This is a genomic window from Nonomuraea phyllanthi (assembly GCF_006334985.2).
GTDB classification, from domain to species: Bacteria; Actinomycetota; Actinomycetes; order Streptosporangiales; family Streptosporangiaceae; genus Nonomuraea; species Nonomuraea phyllanthi.
In genome coordinates this window covers 41,534-55,382 of record NZ_VDLX02000018.1, presented here as the reverse complement: position 1 = coordinate 55,382, position 13,849 = coordinate 41,534, and the positions used below count along the sequence as shown (strand labels likewise).

At 72.0% G+C, this 13,849-nt stretch carries 13 protein-coding genes; 7 read left to right on the top strand and 6 right to left on the bottom strand.

Going from position 1 to position 13,849, the window contains the following annotated elements; all coding sequences use genetic code 11:
* Window positions 1–72: 72 nt before the first annotated feature.
* Complete coding sequence (locus tag FH608_RS37720; RefSeq protein ID WP_139635186.1) at window positions 73–312, top strand: hypothetical protein; 240 nt, start codon at window positions 73–75, stop codon at window positions 310–312.
* On the opposite strand, the gene FH608_RS37715 is transcribed toward FH608_RS37720, so the two are convergent.
* Window positions 292–1,569, bottom strand: coding sequence for an MFS transporter (locus FH608_RS37715; protein WP_193318847.1), 1,278 nt, complete (start codon window positions 1,567–1,569; stop codon window positions 292–294). The genes FH608_RS37720 and FH608_RS37715 overlap by 21 nt on opposite strands.
* A gap of 153 nt (window positions 1,570–1,722) precedes the next feature.
* On the opposite strand from FH608_RS37715, the gene FH608_RS37710 reads away from it, so the two are divergent.
* Complete coding sequence (locus tag FH608_RS37710) at window positions 1,723–2,295, top strand: TetR/AcrR family transcriptional regulator (RefSeq protein WP_139635184.1); 573 nt, start codon at window positions 1,723–1,725, stop codon at window positions 2,293–2,295.
* A 269-nt stretch (window positions 2,296–2,564) separates the two neighbouring features.
* On the opposite strand, the gene FH608_RS37705 is transcribed toward FH608_RS37710, so the two are convergent.
* Window positions 2,565–3,491 carry a glucosyl-3-phosphoglycerate synthase gene (locus FH608_RS37705; RefSeq protein ID WP_139635183.1) on the bottom strand — a complete coding sequence of 309 codons (927 nt, stop codon included), beginning with the start codon at window positions 3,489–3,491 and terminating at the stop codon, window positions 2,565–2,567.
* Between the two features lie 33 nt (window positions 3,492–3,524).
* Window positions 3,525–4,997, bottom strand: coding sequence for a helix-turn-helix transcriptional regulator (locus FH608_RS37700; protein ID WP_226900246.1), 1,473 nt, complete (start codon window positions 4,995–4,997; stop codon window positions 3,525–3,527).
* A 231-nt stretch (window positions 4,998–5,228) separates the two neighbouring features.
* On the opposite strand from FH608_RS37700, the gene aceA reads away from it, so the two are divergent.
* From aceA to FH608_RS37685, 3 genes are all read left to right on the top strand, one after another.
* Window positions 5,229–6,515, top strand: coding sequence for an isocitrate lyase (gene aceA, locus FH608_RS37695; protein WP_139635182.1), 1,287 nt, complete (start codon window positions 5,229–5,231; stop codon window positions 6,513–6,515).
* A gap of 176 nt (window positions 6,516–6,691) precedes the next feature.
* On the top strand, window positions 6,692–7,207 hold the full coding sequence (locus tag FH608_RS37690; protein ID WP_139635181.1) for a SigE family RNA polymerase sigma factor: 516 nt from the start codon (window positions 6,692–6,694) through the stop codon (window positions 7,205–7,207).
* Entirely contained in the window at window positions 7,204–8,403 is a 1,200-nt protein-coding gene (locus FH608_RS37685; protein ID WP_139635180.1) for a hypothetical protein, read from the top strand. The genes FH608_RS37690 and FH608_RS37685 overlap by 4 nt, the downstream gene beginning before the upstream one ends.
* Here the strand turns inward: FH608_RS37685 and FH608_RS37680 are convergent.
* The 3 genes from FH608_RS37680 to FH608_RS37670 form a co-directional block, all read right to left on the bottom strand.
* Window positions 8,348–9,973, bottom strand: coding sequence for a protein kinase domain-containing protein (locus FH608_RS37680; protein WP_193318846.1), 1,626 nt, complete (start codon window positions 9,971–9,973; stop codon window positions 8,348–8,350). The genes FH608_RS37685 and FH608_RS37680 overlap by 56 nt on opposite strands.
* 158 nt (window positions 9,974–10,131) lie before the next feature.
* Window positions 10,132–10,968 carry a siderophore-interacting protein gene (locus FH608_RS37675; protein ID WP_139635178.1) on the bottom strand — a complete coding sequence of 279 codons (837 nt, stop codon included), beginning with the start codon at window positions 10,966–10,968 and terminating at the stop codon, window positions 10,132–10,134.
* A gap of 95 nt (window positions 10,969–11,063) precedes the next feature.
* Window positions 11,064–12,041, bottom strand: coding sequence for an alpha/beta hydrolase (locus tag FH608_RS37670; RefSeq protein ID WP_226900245.1), 978 nt, complete (start codon window positions 12,039–12,041; stop codon window positions 11,064–11,066).
* 201 nt (window positions 12,042–12,242) lie between these two features.
* On the opposite strand from FH608_RS37670, the gene FH608_RS37665 reads away from it, so the two are divergent.
* Window positions 12,243–13,067, top strand: a complete 825-nt coding sequence (locus FH608_RS37665) for an ABC transporter permease (RefSeq protein WP_139635177.1) — start codon at window positions 12,243–12,245, stop codon at window positions 13,065–13,067.
* Window positions 13,060–13,848: an ABC transporter permease gene (locus FH608_RS37660; RefSeq protein ID WP_193318845.1), complete on the top strand. Its 789-nt coding sequence runs from the start codon at window positions 13,060–13,062 to the stop codon at window positions 13,846–13,848. The genes FH608_RS37665 and FH608_RS37660 overlap by 8 nt, the downstream gene beginning before the upstream one ends.
* Window position 13,849 lies beyond the last annotated feature (1 nt).

The window sequence follows — 13,849 nt, the reverse complement described above, 5'->3', positions numbered from 1 at the left end:
CCCCCCGCCCCTCCACTGTGGGTAACATGGCAGTTACTTTACGTTCACGCCCGCGTCCGGGAGGGGTCCGCTGTGAACCACCGGCTCGTCGCGGTCCTCGCCGCCGTCGCCGTCGCGGCTCTCTGCCTGGCGTTCCGGCCCGCGCCCAGGGGGTTCGTGCCGGAGCTGTTCCCGGGGTCCGGCGCCGCGGCCGTCTCCGACCGGTACATAAGGCTCGCGCCACCGGCAGGTCCGGGCCAGGGCAGCGCGCCCGGCCCGGGCCTCTCGCCGTGCTCGCCGCCCGGCCTCACCTCAGGCGGCCTGCCCGGCTGAGGTGGCGGGCTCCGCCGCCGGCCTGGCGGCGCTCCCGGCCGGCCTGGCGGAGATCAGTACGGCCAGCGCCGCCAGTCCCATGCCGATCGCGAGGCCGTACATCAGCGGGGTGAATCCCCCGAACGCGGCGGCCACCTGCGGTCCGGCGCTGCCGCCGACGGCGAGCGCGAAGGAGAACAGCGACAGCGCGGTCCCGCGCGCGCGGCCCGCGCCGGCGGAGACGGCCTCGTTCAGGCTGGGCAGCCCGCCGGTGATGGCGGCGACGTAGACGGCGAGCAGCAGGACGAGCACGCTCGCGCCGGTCAGGCCGACGGCCGCGAGCGCGAGGGCGCCGGCCGCCAGGAACGCGGCGGTCCTGAGCGTCGTGGCGACACGGGCCAGCCACGGCATGAGGAGCGGCACCAGGACCATCGACGGCAGGCCGGCCGCCCGCAGCATGAGGAGGCCCGAGGACGAGGCCACCCCGTAGATCTGCAGACCCGTGTAAACAGCCACGAAGCCCACCATCAACATGACCGTGGCGAGGTAGCGCAGCCCCAGCACCCGGTGGAACAGCAGACCCGGCAGCGCCCGGTAGACCGACAGCAGCGAGCCCGAGCCCTCGCGCGGCAGGTCGGGCAGCACGACCGCCCGCATCCCCGCGAACGCCACCAGGTAACCGGCCGCCGACAGCAGGAACAGCCCGCGCCAGCCGATCGCGTCCACCAGCACCTGCGCGGCCACCTGGAGCACCACGGCGGAGGCGAGGAACGCGCCGGTCACCGCCGCGATCGCGACCACCCGCCGGCGCGGCTCCACCCGTTCGGCCAGGTACGCCAGGGCCGCGGGCGGGAACATCGCCACCGCGAGCCCCTGCACCGCCCGCAACGCCAGCGCCACCTCGGGAGTCGGGCTCAGCGCCACCGCCACCGACGTCAGCGCGGCCAGCGGCAGTCCGAGCATCAGCAACCTGCGCCGCCCGTAACGGTCGGACAGCGGGCCGAACACCAGGAAGCCGGCGCCGTACCCGATGCCGAACGCGGTCACCAGCCAGGTCAGGCCGCCGGGCGAGGTGCCCCAGCCGGTGGCCATGTCGTGCAGGAGGGGGATCACGATGTACAACTGGCCGCTCGCCAGGACGGCGGTGAGGGCGAAGGCCGTGAGGGTGCGACCGAAGGCGGCCGTGGGGGCAGGTGGGGCGGTCATGGCCTCGGTGGTGCTCACGGCCTTCCCGGTGCTCACGGTCTTCCCGGTGCTCACGGCGTTCGTGGTGGCCATGGCCTCCGGAGTCGATGGGGTCGCCGGCTCGCTGGGGAGCGGCGGGCAAGCATTCGTTATCGCCATGTCCCGGGACGGTAGCCAACCAACCAGTTGGATGTCAACCAGCTAGTTGGAATGCAACCAACTGGTTGGTGGCCTATGATGGGCGGCATGGCACCCAAGGTCTCGACCGCCGCCACGCGCGCCGCCCTGCTGGAGGCCGCGCGGGAGGAGTTCGCCGCGTACGGCGTGGCGGGCGCCCGCGTGGATCGCATCGCCGAGCGCGCCGGCGTCAACAAGGAACGCATCTACGGGCATTTCGGCAGCAAGGAGAAGCTGTTCGACGCGGTCATCGAGGAGGCGCTCGACGACCTGACCCAGCAGATCGCCCTTCCCGGCTCCGATCCGGCGGCGTACGTGTCACGGCTGAGGGACTATTACGACGCGCACCCCGAGCTGGTGCGGCTGCTGATGTGGGAGGCGCTCAACTACCGCGGGCCCGAGCTGCTGCCGGGGCAGGAGGTTCGCGTGGAGCGCTGCGGCCGGAAGGTCCATTCGCTGGCGGATGGGCTGGGGGTGGAGCCTTCCGCGCGGGTGGCGCGGATGGTGTTCCTGCTGACGGGGCTCGCGCTGCTGCCGTCGATGCTGCCGCAGCTGGGGCGCATCATCCTGGGGGAGGCCGCGGAGGACCACGAGGCCATGCGCGACCAGATCGCCGAGATCGTGGCGGCCGGCTTCAAGTAACCGCGCCCGCCTGGGGCCCGCCACCGAGGGTGCCGTCCGGCGCGGGCGCCCGACGAGAGGGCGCGGTGCCGACTGCGAGAGGCGCGTCCCCGGAACGGCGCACGTCCGGGACAGCGCGCCCTCGGAGCGGACGGCGCACCTCCGGGACGGCGCCTCTGGGACGGTGCGCCTCTGGGACGGTGCGCCTCTGGGACGGTGCGCCTCTGGGACGGTGCACCTCTGGGACGGTGCGCGCCTGGATCGCCGGGTCGGGCAGGTTTGCCGGGTGGTTACATGGTGAGGGTGATCATGGGTGGGCGTTCGCCGATGCCGACGTCGCGTAGCAGCACGTCGTGCCCCTCCGCCCCTCTCCGGAACTGCGTCAACCGTACGGAGGGCTCGTGGGAGGCGTGGATCTTGCCCTGGCGGCGCAGCCGTGACCAGGCGGCCAGCATGATCTGGGACGCCATCCCCCCGAGCGCCTCGGTCGACTGCGGGGCGTGCTCGCGCGAGCCCAGGTCCACCTGCGCGAACGCGTCCAGCCCCGCCAGTTCCAGCAGGTCGATCAGGAGCCCGAGCTCCACGCCGTACCCCGTGAGGAAGGGCACGCGTTCCAGGGCCGAGCGGCGGCCGGCGTACTCGCCGGCCAGGGGCTGGACGAAGCCGGCCAGTTGCGGCCAGTGGAGGTTGATCAGCGGTCGGGCCACGAGTTCCGTGACGCGGCCGCCTCCGTTGGAGGTGCCGTACAGCGGGCGGTCATAGCATCCCTTGGCGTACACCACGGAGGGATCCGCGAGAAGCGGTCCGAGCAGGCCGAATATCAAGGAAGCGCGAAATTTCCGGATGTCGGCGTCGGCGAACACCACCACGTCGCCCGACGTCACCGCCAGCGACTTCCACAGCGCCTCGCCCTTGCCGTCCAGCGGCTTGAGCTGCGGCAGGATCTCGTCCTGGGCGTGCACGCAGGCGCCCGCGCGGGCGGCCACCAGCGCCGTGTCGTCGGTGGAGCGCGAGTCGATCACCACGATCTCGTCGACGAGCCCGTCGAGCTCGCGCCGGATGACCCCGACGATCTCGCCCACGGTCTCCCGCTCGTCGCGGGCGGGCAGCACCACGCTCACCGTGGTCCGGCCCTTGGCTGCCTTCAGGTCTTGGAGCGGCCAGTCGGCGGCGGACGACGTACGGCGCCGCAACCATCCGCGCACTTCAGGGAGCATGCCACCCCTCCCCCCGTATCCCCACATGTCAGCTTATGTGGTGATGGCGTGCCGCTCCAGGAACGTGTAGACGTCGGCCTCGTCCACCCCGGGGAACGACCCGGGCGGCAGCGCGGCCAGGACGTGGGAGTTGGCGCGGGCGGACGGCCAGGCGTACCCCTCCCAGCGCTCGGCCAGCTCGGCGGGCGGGCGGCGGCAGCAGTCGCCGTTGGGGCAGTCGGACTTGGTGCGGTTGGTGGTCTCGCGCCCCCTGAACCAGCGCGACTCCCGGTACGGCACCCCGAGCGTGATGGCGAAGTCCCGCTCGCGCGACGGATCCACGTGGGCCACGCAGAAGTAGGTCCCGGTGGGCGAGTCGGAGTACTGGTAGTACACCGAGAACCGGTCGGGCGAGGCGAACACCTGCCGCCCCGACCACTGCAGGCACATCCGCTGCCCCTCGATCGCGCCCTGCTCGTCGGCCGGGAAGACGATGCCGTCGTTCTCGTACGCCTTGTAGATGGTGCCGCCGGCGTCGTTGCGCACGAAGTGGCAGACGAGGCCCAGGTGGTGGGTGGCGAGGTTGGTGAAGCGGTGGGCGGCCATCTCGTACGAGACCGCGAAGACGTCGCGCAGGTCCTCCACCGACAGCGCCCGCGCGGCCTTGGCCTCCTCCAGGTAGAGGGCGGCGGCCCGCTCGGGGACGAGCACGGCGGCGGCGAAGTAGTTGGCCTCGGTGCGCTGGCGCAGGAAGTCGGCGAAGTCGCGCGGCTTGTCGTGGCCGAGCGCGAGGTGGCCGAGCGTCTGGAGCAGGATCGTGCGCGGGGTGTGCATGCCGAGCTGCTCGTGCTTGACGTAGATGCGGCGGTTGCGCAGGTCCGTGATGGACCGTACGGACCGGGGCAGGTCCTGGGCGGTGTGCACGGTGTAGCCGAAATGCGTGACGAGGCTCTGGATCATGCTCTGCGACAGCGCGCCCGTACGGTAGCCGACCGCGTCGAGCGCCTTGGCGGCGGCCTGCTCGATCTCGCCGAAGTAGTTTCCCGCCTCGCGCTGCCTGCGCCGCAGCTCGGCGTTGGCGGCCCTGGCCTCCTCAGGGGTGGCGGTGCCGCGGGCCTGCCTGGCGCGCAGCTCGCCGTACAGGCCGAGGATGTGTTCGAGCACGTCGTTCGGCACGCGGGCGGAGACCTTGAGCCGCGGCAGCCCGAGCCCGGCGTAGATGGGGTCGCGCTGCGCCTCCTCCAGCGCGATCTCGAGCTGGGCGCGGCGGTTGGGCGCCTGGCGGCGCAGCAGCTCCTCCACGGGGACGCCCAGGGCGGCGGCCAGCCCCTTGAGCAGCGAGAGCTTGGGCTCGCGCTTGCCGTTCTCCAGCAGCGACAGCTGGCTGGGCGCCCTGCCGACGCGCGATCCGAGGTCGGACAGGGTGAGGCCGCGCTGCTTGCGCAAGTGGCGGAGGCGCTGGCCGAACGCGATCAGATCGAGCTCCTGCGTCAAAGACAGCGGTTGTTCACCCAGCAACGGCGCCATGCGGGCATCATAGGCAGAAATTCAGCCCATTTTCTAGCCTTCGGATCCAGCCCCGGTGACGATGGATTGGTCTAGGCCAACGGGAAAACTATCGAATTCTTCACACCTGAATACCCGCGAGTAATAGCTAGACAGGAAAAATCGGCGATTCTTCTGCCCGCTCTCGACTATGGGCGGGCTCCGCCAGGGCAGAGACTCGGCGTGAGCCCAGGGGACGAGAAGGAGTGAACGATGATCGATCGCCTCAAGGGAGCTGCCGAGCAGCTGCAGGACGAGTGGGACAACGACCCTCGCTGGGACGGCACGGAGCGCACGTACCGGGCGGAAGACGTCATCAGGTTGCGCGGCAGCGTCCAGGAGGAGCACACGCTGGCCCGGCTCGGCGCCGAACGGCTGTGGGACCTGCTGCACACCGAGGACTACGTGAACTCCCTCGGCGCGCTGACCGGCAACCAGGCGGTCCAGCAGGTGAAGGCGGGCCTGAAGGCGATCTACCTGTCCGGCTGGCAGGTGGCCGCGGACGCGAACCTGGGCGGGCAGACGTACCCGGACCAGAGCCTGTATCCGGCCAACTCCGTCCCCGCCGTCGTGCGCCGCCTCAACAACGCGCTGCTGCGCGCCGACCAGATCGCCTGGTCGGAGGGCGACTTCGACGCGCCGTACTGGCTGGCGCCGATCGTGGCCGACGCCGAGGCCGGCTTCGGCGGGGTGCTCAACGCGTTCGAGCTCATGAAGGGCATGATCGCGGCGGGCGCCGCGGGCGTGCACTGGGAGGACCAGCTCGCCTCCGAGAAGAAGTGCGGCCACCTGGGCGGCAAGGTGCTCATCCCGACCGGCCAGCACATCAAGACGCTCAACGCCGCCCGCCTCGCCGCGGACGTCGCCGGAGTCCCCACGCTGGTCATCGCGCGGACCGACGCCCAGGCCGCGACGCTGCTGACCAGCGACGTCGACCCGCGCGACCAGAAGTTCACCACCGGCGAGCGCACCGCGGAGGGCTTCTACCGGGTCAGGAACGGGCTGGAGGCGTGCGTCGCCCGCGGCCTGGCGTACGCGCCGTACTCCGACCTGCTCTGGATGGAGACCGGCACGCCCGACCTGGACGTGGCCCGCGCGTTCGCCGAGGCGATCAAGGCCGAGTATCCCGACCAGATGCTCGCCTACAACTGCTCGCCGTCGTTCAACTGGAAGAAGCACCTGGACGACTCCACCATCGCCAAGTTCCAGCGCGAGCTGGGGCACATGGGGTACAAGTTCCAGTTCATCACGCTCGCCGGGTTCCACTCGCTGAACCACTCCATGTTCACCCTGGCCCAGGGGTACGCCGCCGAGGGCATGCCGGCGTACGTGGAGCTGCAGGAGTCGGAGTTCGCGGCCGAGTCGCGCGGCTACACCGCCACCCGGCACCAGCGCGAGGTCGGGACCGGCTACTTCGACCTGGTCAGCACCGCCGTGGCGCCGGACTCCTCGACGACCGCGTACAAGGGCTCGACCGAAGAGGAGCAGTTCACCCACTGAGCCCCCGAGCTCGCCGGACCGCCCCGGGCATGCGGCGGTCCCCGGCGACGGGCCGCGCCGGCCTCCCCAGCCGCCGGCGCGGCCCCTGTCATGCCACGGGTCATGCAACGGGTCATGCAACAGTTCTCGCGCCTTGTACCTCTCGGAGGTGAAGGAACGACGAAGGGCGAGGACCGTTGGAAGTTGATCCCCGTTTCGCGGAGTTCGTCGCGCAACGCGGCGACGCGCTGCTGCGCTACGGCTACGTGCTGGCCGGAAACCCGCACGACGCCGCGGACCTGGTCCAGGAGGCGCTGCTGAAGCTGCGCGGCGCCTGGCCTCGCCTGCGCTCGAAGGAGAATCCGGAGAGCTACGCGAGGACCACGATGGCCAGGCTGCACATCGCCGCCTGGCGCCGGCGCAGGCGCGAGCTGCTCGCCTGGGACCTGCCGGAGAGCGAGCACCACGACCCGCTGCCGAGCGGCGACGAGCGCAGGATGTGGCAGGCGCTGGCCGGCCTGCCGCGCAAGCAGCGCGCGGTGCTGGTGCTGCGTTATTACGAGCAGCTCGACGACGCGGAGATCGCCGCCGTGCTCGGGATCTCGCGCGGCACGGTCCGCAGCCAGGCGTCGCGCGCGCTCGGCAAACTCCGCGACGCCGTCCCGGCCGAGCCCATGACGAGGGGGCCCATGACGAGGGGGAACGTACGATGACCGAGATCGAGGAGACCCTCCGCAGGACGTTCGGCGAGGCAGCGGGACAGGCGCCGCGCCTGCCCGACCTGCTGCCCGAGCGGCTGGAGCGGATCCACCGGCGCAGGAGGCGGCGCTCCCGGGTGGTGCTGGCCGCGGCGGCGGCCGTGCTGGTCGCGGGCGGGACGGTGGCCGTGGTCCGCGGCGGCGACACCATCACGGCCGTGCCCGCGACGCAGGCGCGGACGCGGGCGGAACGGCCGGCCGCGCCCGTGGAGCAGGTCTGGCCGGACGCGGTGCGGAAGATTCCGGCGAAGGGGCCCGGCGCCGCGCCGTGGCGGCCTGTCACCCTCATCGACGAGCGCACGCTGCTGATGGCGGCGTCGTCCGGGTTCGAGCGGGCGGCCGCTGTCTACGCCTACGACCTCGGCAGCGGCACGGAACGGGAGATCGCCGCCGTCCCGGAACCGGAGGGCACCGTGGCCTTCGCTAGCGGCTTCGCCGTGGGGAGCGGTCACGTGGCGTGGTGGACGGCGACGAAGGACTCCGTCGCGCACTTCTGGGCGGCGCCGCTGGACGGCGGCACGGCGAGGATCGTCGCCGACCAGCCGCTCGGGCCGGTCGACGACGGCTCCGGGATCGACGGACTCGCCGTGGCCGGTGACGAGATCGTGTTCTCCCTGAACGCCGGGGGCGTCTTCACCGTTCCCCTCGGGGGCGGGACGGTGAAGCCGGTCGAGGGGGGTGCCGGGATGCACCTCCTGGCCTGGCCGTGGATCGGCACGCCGGGCGCGAGGAGCGAGCCGGGCGGCACCGGGTTCGCGCGCATCCGGAACGCCGAGACCGGCGAGACCAGGACCGCCGTCACCCACCCGGGCGAGGAGCTCCACCAGTGCGGCGTGACCGTCTGCGTCGGCAGGAGCTCCGACGGCCGGACCTTCTTCCGGCACCGCGACGGCTCGTCGCAGAAGGACGTGCCCGGTAGCGGGTACCAGGGCCGCACGCCGGCCCAGGACCGCTTCTACGCCTCGGCGTACGGGGACGCGGCACCGGAGGGAGTGGGGCTGTACGACCTGGACACCGGCAGGTCGGGCGACCTGGGCATCCAGGCGAAGGGCAGGTCCGTCTCGCTGCCGACCTTCGACACGACCGGCAGGTTCCTCAGCTACCTCGCCGGGGACGAGCTCCATTTGATCGACCTGACGGAGATCCGGTAGGGGACGGCGTCCCGGAGACGGTCACGGAGGGGTCCGGCGACTCGCCGGGCCCCTCCTGAGGGATCTGGGTGATCGTCCGCGAGGGGCGCGGGCAGCCCGGCCGGCCCGCGCGGCCGCGCGCGCAGCCGCCGGGACCGCCCGTGGCCGGTGGGCGGTACGTGTTCTCGGGCGGCGGACTCTCCACGGTGTACCGGCTCGTCGCGGCGTGCGGGCTGTCCGGGGTGTACGGGCTCGTCAGCGTGTCCGGCGTGGTCTTCGTCCGCGTCCGGGTGACGAAGACCGTGGGCGTCGCGGGCGCGGTCGTCCGTGCCCGCGTGGCGGGACCCGAGCCGGCGGGCATGGCCGACGGGCGCACGGTGGAGCCGGCGCTGCCCTGGGGCCGCACGACCGGCGGGTCGCCCGGCAGCAGCGAGCCGCCGCCCGTCCCCGTGCCGCCGCCGCTCGCCGCCGCGATCACCGTGAGGGCCGCGACGGAGACGGTGGCGAGGGCGGCGAAGGTGGCGTGCGACAGCTGCGCCCCGGCCTTCGCCCTGCGCCTGCGCGCCCCGGAACGCTCGGGAGTCCCGGAATGCCCCGGAGACCCGAAATGCTCCGCAGTCCCGGAACGCTCCATTTCCGGCGGCACACCCGACGGCCCGGCATACGCGCCGCCCGGCGGTGGCGCGAGGCGTACGCGGCCCCCGCCCGGCGGGTAGGGCACGGGCGTCCAGATCTCCTCCAGCACCCCCGCCACCGCCTGCCGCAGGTCCCACGGCTCGCCCACGCCCCCGGCCGCCAGCAGCGCCCGCAGCAGGTCGGCCGCCCCGGGGCGGCCGGCGGGGTCCTTGGCCAGCGCCGCCTCCACGGCCGGCCGGAGCATGGCGGGCAGCCCCGCCAGGCGCGGCGGGTCGAACAGGATGCGGCGGGTCAGCACGTCCGCCTCACCGCCGCCGAACGGGTGGTGCCCCGAGGCGGCGAACGCGACCAGGCATCCCCACGCGAACACGTCCGACGCCGGCAGCGCGGCCCCGCCCGTCAGCCGCTCCGGCGCCACCCAGCCGGGACTGCCCATGACCTGCCCGGCCTGGGTGTGGGCGCTCAGCGTGTCGACGTCGCGGGCGATGCCGAAGTCGATGACCCGCGGCCCGAGCGTGGACAGCAGCACGTTGCCCGGTTTGAGGTCCCGGTGCACCAGCCCGGCCTCGTGCACCGCCACCAGGGCCGCGGCCGCGCCCAGGGCCACGCCGTACGCCAGGTCAGGCGTGAGCGGGCCTCTGGCGGCGACGACCTGGGAGAGCGCGGGGCCCGGGATGTACTCGGTGACCAGGTAGGGGCGGTCCTGGTCGGTGCCGTCCTCCACGACGGCCGCCGTACAGAAAGGCACCAATCTTCGCGAGAATGCCACTTCCTCGGCGAAGCGCGCGCGTAACGTGGCATCGTTGAGATGCACCACATGCGGCGTCTTGAGGGCGACCAGGCCACCCTGAGGGTGTTCGGCCAGATACACCACTCCCATCCCGCCTGTGCCGAGGCGGCCCAGGAGCAGGTACCGGCCGATGATGACCGGGTCGCCCACCGTAAGCGGTCGCACGCCGGCAGGCATGCCGCTTCCCCCACGCGCCATCCGGTTCGCCTCTCCTGATCTGGACCACGGCACAGCACACTGTGGCCGGATCGGCGGAGGCTTTCCGCATGTCTGTCATAAGGGGTATCGGAGGTAAGGCGGTCATTCCTCTTTGGTAAGCGGGGTCAGGAAGCGAGCGCCGCTTCCTCCTCGGCCTCCACCTGCCGGTTCCAGTCGCGCTTGACCGCGCGCCACGCCTCGTCGTCGGCCCCGGTCCGCCAGTAGCCGGAGATGGACAGCCGGTCCATCCCGATCCCTCGCTCGATCCGCAGGTGACGCCGCAGCTCCTTGACGAAACCGGCCTCCCCGTGCACGAACGCGTGCACCTGGCCCTCGGGGAACTCCAGCGCCCGCACCGCCTCGACGAGCCGCTCCCCCACGGGCCGGTCGCCCCGGTAGATCCACGTGATGCGCGCGTCGCCGGCCGTTTCGAGCTTCTGCTCGTCCTCGGGCGCGTCCACCTCCACCAGCACGTGCGCCGTCACGCGGTCGGCCAGTCGCTCCAGCGAGGCCGCGATGGCCGGCAGCGCGCTCTCGTCGCCGACCAGGAGGTGCCAGTCGGCCGCGGGGTCGGGCGCGTAGCCGCCGCCTGGGCCGAGCATGAGCAGCTCGTCGCCGGGCACGGCGCGCTCGGCCCACGGCCCGGCCAGCCCCTCGTCGCCGTGCACCACGAAGTCGAGGGTCAGCTCGCGGGTGTCGGGGTCCCAGGCGCGCACGGTGTAGGTGCGCAGCCGCGGCCAGGTCTCGCGCGGCATCGTCTCGCGGCAGGTCTTCACGCTGAACGGCTCGGGGTAGTCGACCCCTTCGTACGGGAAGACGAGCTTGACGTAGTGGTCGGTCATGCCCGCGGTGGCGAAGTCGGCCAGCCCGTCGCCCCCGACCACGACGCGGACCATGTGCCGGGAGATCCGCTCGGTCCGCAGGACGACGCCTTTATGATGATCCGTCGGCTTCTCAGCCATCGAACAGCCCCCTGCTATAAGTTAGGTATACCTAACCTTACACATTGTGGAGACGCCGGCGTAAGCCGATCGCCGCAAATAGGCGGGCCCCGTGGTCATGCCGCCGCGGCGCCCCCCGCGGAGTCGCGGTGCGCGGCCACCGCCCGCAGGAAGTTCCCGATGTGCCGGAACGCCAGCCGCGCCTCGGGCAGCACGTCCGCCAGGATCGGGAAGACGTGCGGCATCCGGTTCCACTCCTCGTACCTGACCTGGACCCCGGCCTGGCGCGCCCGCTCGGCCACCTTCCTGGCCTCGTCGCGCAGCACCTCGGTCGACCCCGTCACGATCATCAGCGGCGGCAGCCCCGTGAAGTCCCCGAGCACCGGCGAGACGAGGGGGTCGCGCGGGTCGAGGCCGTCGGTCCACCGGCGGGCCAGCCACCGCACCCGGCCGGCCGGCAGCATGGGGTCCTGCCAGCGGTTCGCCGTACGCGGGCCGTCGGTCAGATCGGCCCACGGCGACAGGCAGATCGCCGCCGCCGGCAGCGGCAACTCGCGGTCGCGCAGCGCCAGCAGCGTCGCCAGCGTGAGGTGGCCGCCCGCCGAGTCGCCCGCCAGGATGATGTTCTCGGGCGCGTACTCGCGCCCCAGCAGGCAGTCGTACGCGTCGAGCGCGTCGGCCAGCGAGTCCGACAGCTTGTGCACGGGCCCCTGCCGGTAGTCGAGCGCCAGCACCGGGCGCTTGGCCGCCGCCGACAGCCGCCACGTGATGGACCGGTGGGTACGCGGCGAGCACGAGAAGTAGCCGCCCCCGTGGAAATAGAGCACGACCTTGCGCTCGTCGACCCCTGCCCGGCCGCGCACCCACTCGCCCTCGCACGCCGAGAACGCCTCGGTCGTGATCGTGACCTGCTCCGGCTGGGGCACCCGGACCAGCCGCCCGAGGTTGCCGATGCGGGCCGCGCAGACCAGCGCCAGGGGATGGCGCATGAGGATGGTCGAGGCCGGCTTCAGCGTGCCGTACATCAGGCCGGTGAGCGCGCGGGCCTGCCAGCTCAAGGGGTACTCCGGCACCACGTCTCTGTCGATCCGCATATAGACCCTCCGCTTAATCTCCTTCCCCGTACGAGATGCCTCCTACCGGCCGGTAGGTGTCTCTCCACTGTCTTCTGCCCCGGCATCGCCCTCCTTCACGGGGCCACCGGGTCCGTCGCTTATTGCGTTGCGGCGGCTACGGAACCGGACGCATAATGCCGTGCTCCCCATAAGGCAGACCCGTGCGCGGGTCCACGCACGGTGCGTAACCGTGCCCTCACCCCCCGGAGGTGCAAAACCATACCGCTCTATGCCCGGCTCGTCCGGTACGGTTTCCGCAAACACGCCACCTACGTCTGGGCGTCGCTCGCCGGAGCGTTCACCAACAGCGTGTTCGGCGTGCTGCGCGCCTACATCCTCATCGCGCTCTGGCAGGCCCGCCCCGGGCTGGCCGGCTACGACATCACCGACGCCATCACGTTCTGCTTCATCACGCAGGCGTTCATCGGCCCGATGCAGCTGTTCGGCGGCGGGCTCGGCATCCCCGAGCGCATCCGCAGCGGCGACATCGCGCTCGACCTGGTCCGTCCCGCCTCGCTGCAGCTCTGGACGCTGTCAGAGGACCTGGGCAGGGCGGCATACCTGTTCCTGATCCGTGGCCTGCCGCCCATGCTGGTCGGCGCGGCGGTGTTCGGCATCAGGGTCCCCACCGATCTTGTGCAGTGGCTGGCGTTCCTGGCCGGTTTCACCGCCGCCGTGGTCGTCAGCTTCGGCTGGCGCTACCTGGTGGCGCTGTCGGTCTGCTGGCTCGTCGACGACCGTGGCGTCGCGGTCGCCTCGATGATCCTGACGACGTTCTTCTCCGGGATGATGCTGCCGCTGCACCTGTTCCCCGGCTGGCTCGGCGACCTGGCGTTCGCGCTGCCCTGGGCGGCGATGGTGCAACTGCCCGTCGACCTCTTCCTCGGCAAGGCGCCGGCGCCGGACACGTTCGCGGTCCAGCTGTTCTGGGCGGCGGTCCTGCTCGGGCTGGGCGCGCTCGGCACCCGGGCGATCCGCCACAAGGTGGTGATCCAGGGTGGTTAGGACGTACTTCCTGCTGATCTGGACCTGGACCCGCGCGGCGGCGGCGTACCCGGTGTCGTTCACGCTGATGATCCTGTTCGGCATCATCACGTCCGGGCTCGACGTCGCCGTGATCCTGGTCGTCTTCGCCAACACCACCACCCTCGCGGGCTTCTCCCGCGACGAGGTGCTCTTCCTGTACGGCGCCGCCAGCGTGTCGTTCGCGATCTGCGACATGTTCATCAGCAACATCGACCGGGTCAGCCAGCACATCAAGGCGGGCACGCTCGACACGATCCTGATCAGGCCGGTGGGCGCCTGGATCCAGCTCGCCGCCGACCGCTTCACCCCCAACAGGCTCGGCCGGGTCCTCCAGTCGGCGGTGGTGCTCGGCTACGCCGTCGGCGCGCTCGACCTCGACTGGCGGCGGGCCTGGATGATCCCGGTGATGCTGGTCACCGGGATCGTCATCTTCACGGCGGTCTGGACGCTGGGCGGCGCGATGCAGTTCGTGCTGATCGACGCGCCCGAGATATCCAACGCCCTGACGTACGGCAGCCACCAGCTCAACCAGTACCCGCTCAGCATCTACGCCCGCGACCTGGTCAAGGGCGTGACGTACGTGCTCCCGCTGGCCTTCGTCAACTGGCAGCCCGGCCTGTACGTGCTGGGCAGGGACGACCCGTTCGGCACGCCGGAGTTCCTGCGCTTCGCCGGGCCGGTCGCCGCCCTGGCCCTCGCCCTGCTGGCCGCGCTGGCCTGGCGGCAGGGCGTCAGACACTACCGATCCACGGGGAGTTAGA

What these genes read in the sequence shown, in the direction of transcription:
- FH608_RS37715 (WP_193318847.1), bottom strand. Translation starts at nt 1,569, where the DNA reads ATGGCCACCACGAACGCCGTGAGCACCGGGAAGACCGTGAGCACCGGG.
- FH608_RS37710 (WP_139635184.1), top strand. Translation starts at nt 1,723, where the DNA reads ATGGCACCCAAGGTCTCGACCGCCGCCACGCGCGCCGCCCTGCTGGAG.
- FH608_RS37705 (WP_139635183.1), bottom strand. Translation starts at nt 3,491, where the DNA reads ATGCTCCCTGAAGTGCGCGGATGGTTGCGGCGCCGTACGTCGTCCGCC.
- FH608_RS37700 (WP_226900246.1), bottom strand. Translation starts at nt 4,997, where the DNA reads ATGGCGCCGTTGCTGGGTGAACAACCGCTGTCTTTGACGCAGGAGCTC.
- aceA (WP_139635182.1), top strand. Translation starts at nt 5,229, where the DNA reads ATGATCGATCGCCTCAAGGGAGCTGCCGAGCAGCTGCAGGACGAGTGG.
- FH608_RS37685 (WP_139635180.1), top strand. Translation starts at nt 7,204, where the DNA reads ATGACCGAGATCGAGGAGACCCTCCGCAGGACGTTCGGCGAGGCAGCG.
- FH608_RS37675 (WP_139635178.1), bottom strand. Translation starts at nt 10,968, where the DNA reads ATGGCTGAGAAGCCGACGGATCATCATAAAGGCGTCGTCCTGCGGACC.
- FH608_RS37670 (WP_226900245.1), bottom strand. Translation starts at nt 12,041, where the DNA reads ATGCGGATCGACAGAGACGTGGTGCCGGAGTACCCCTTGAGCTGGCAG.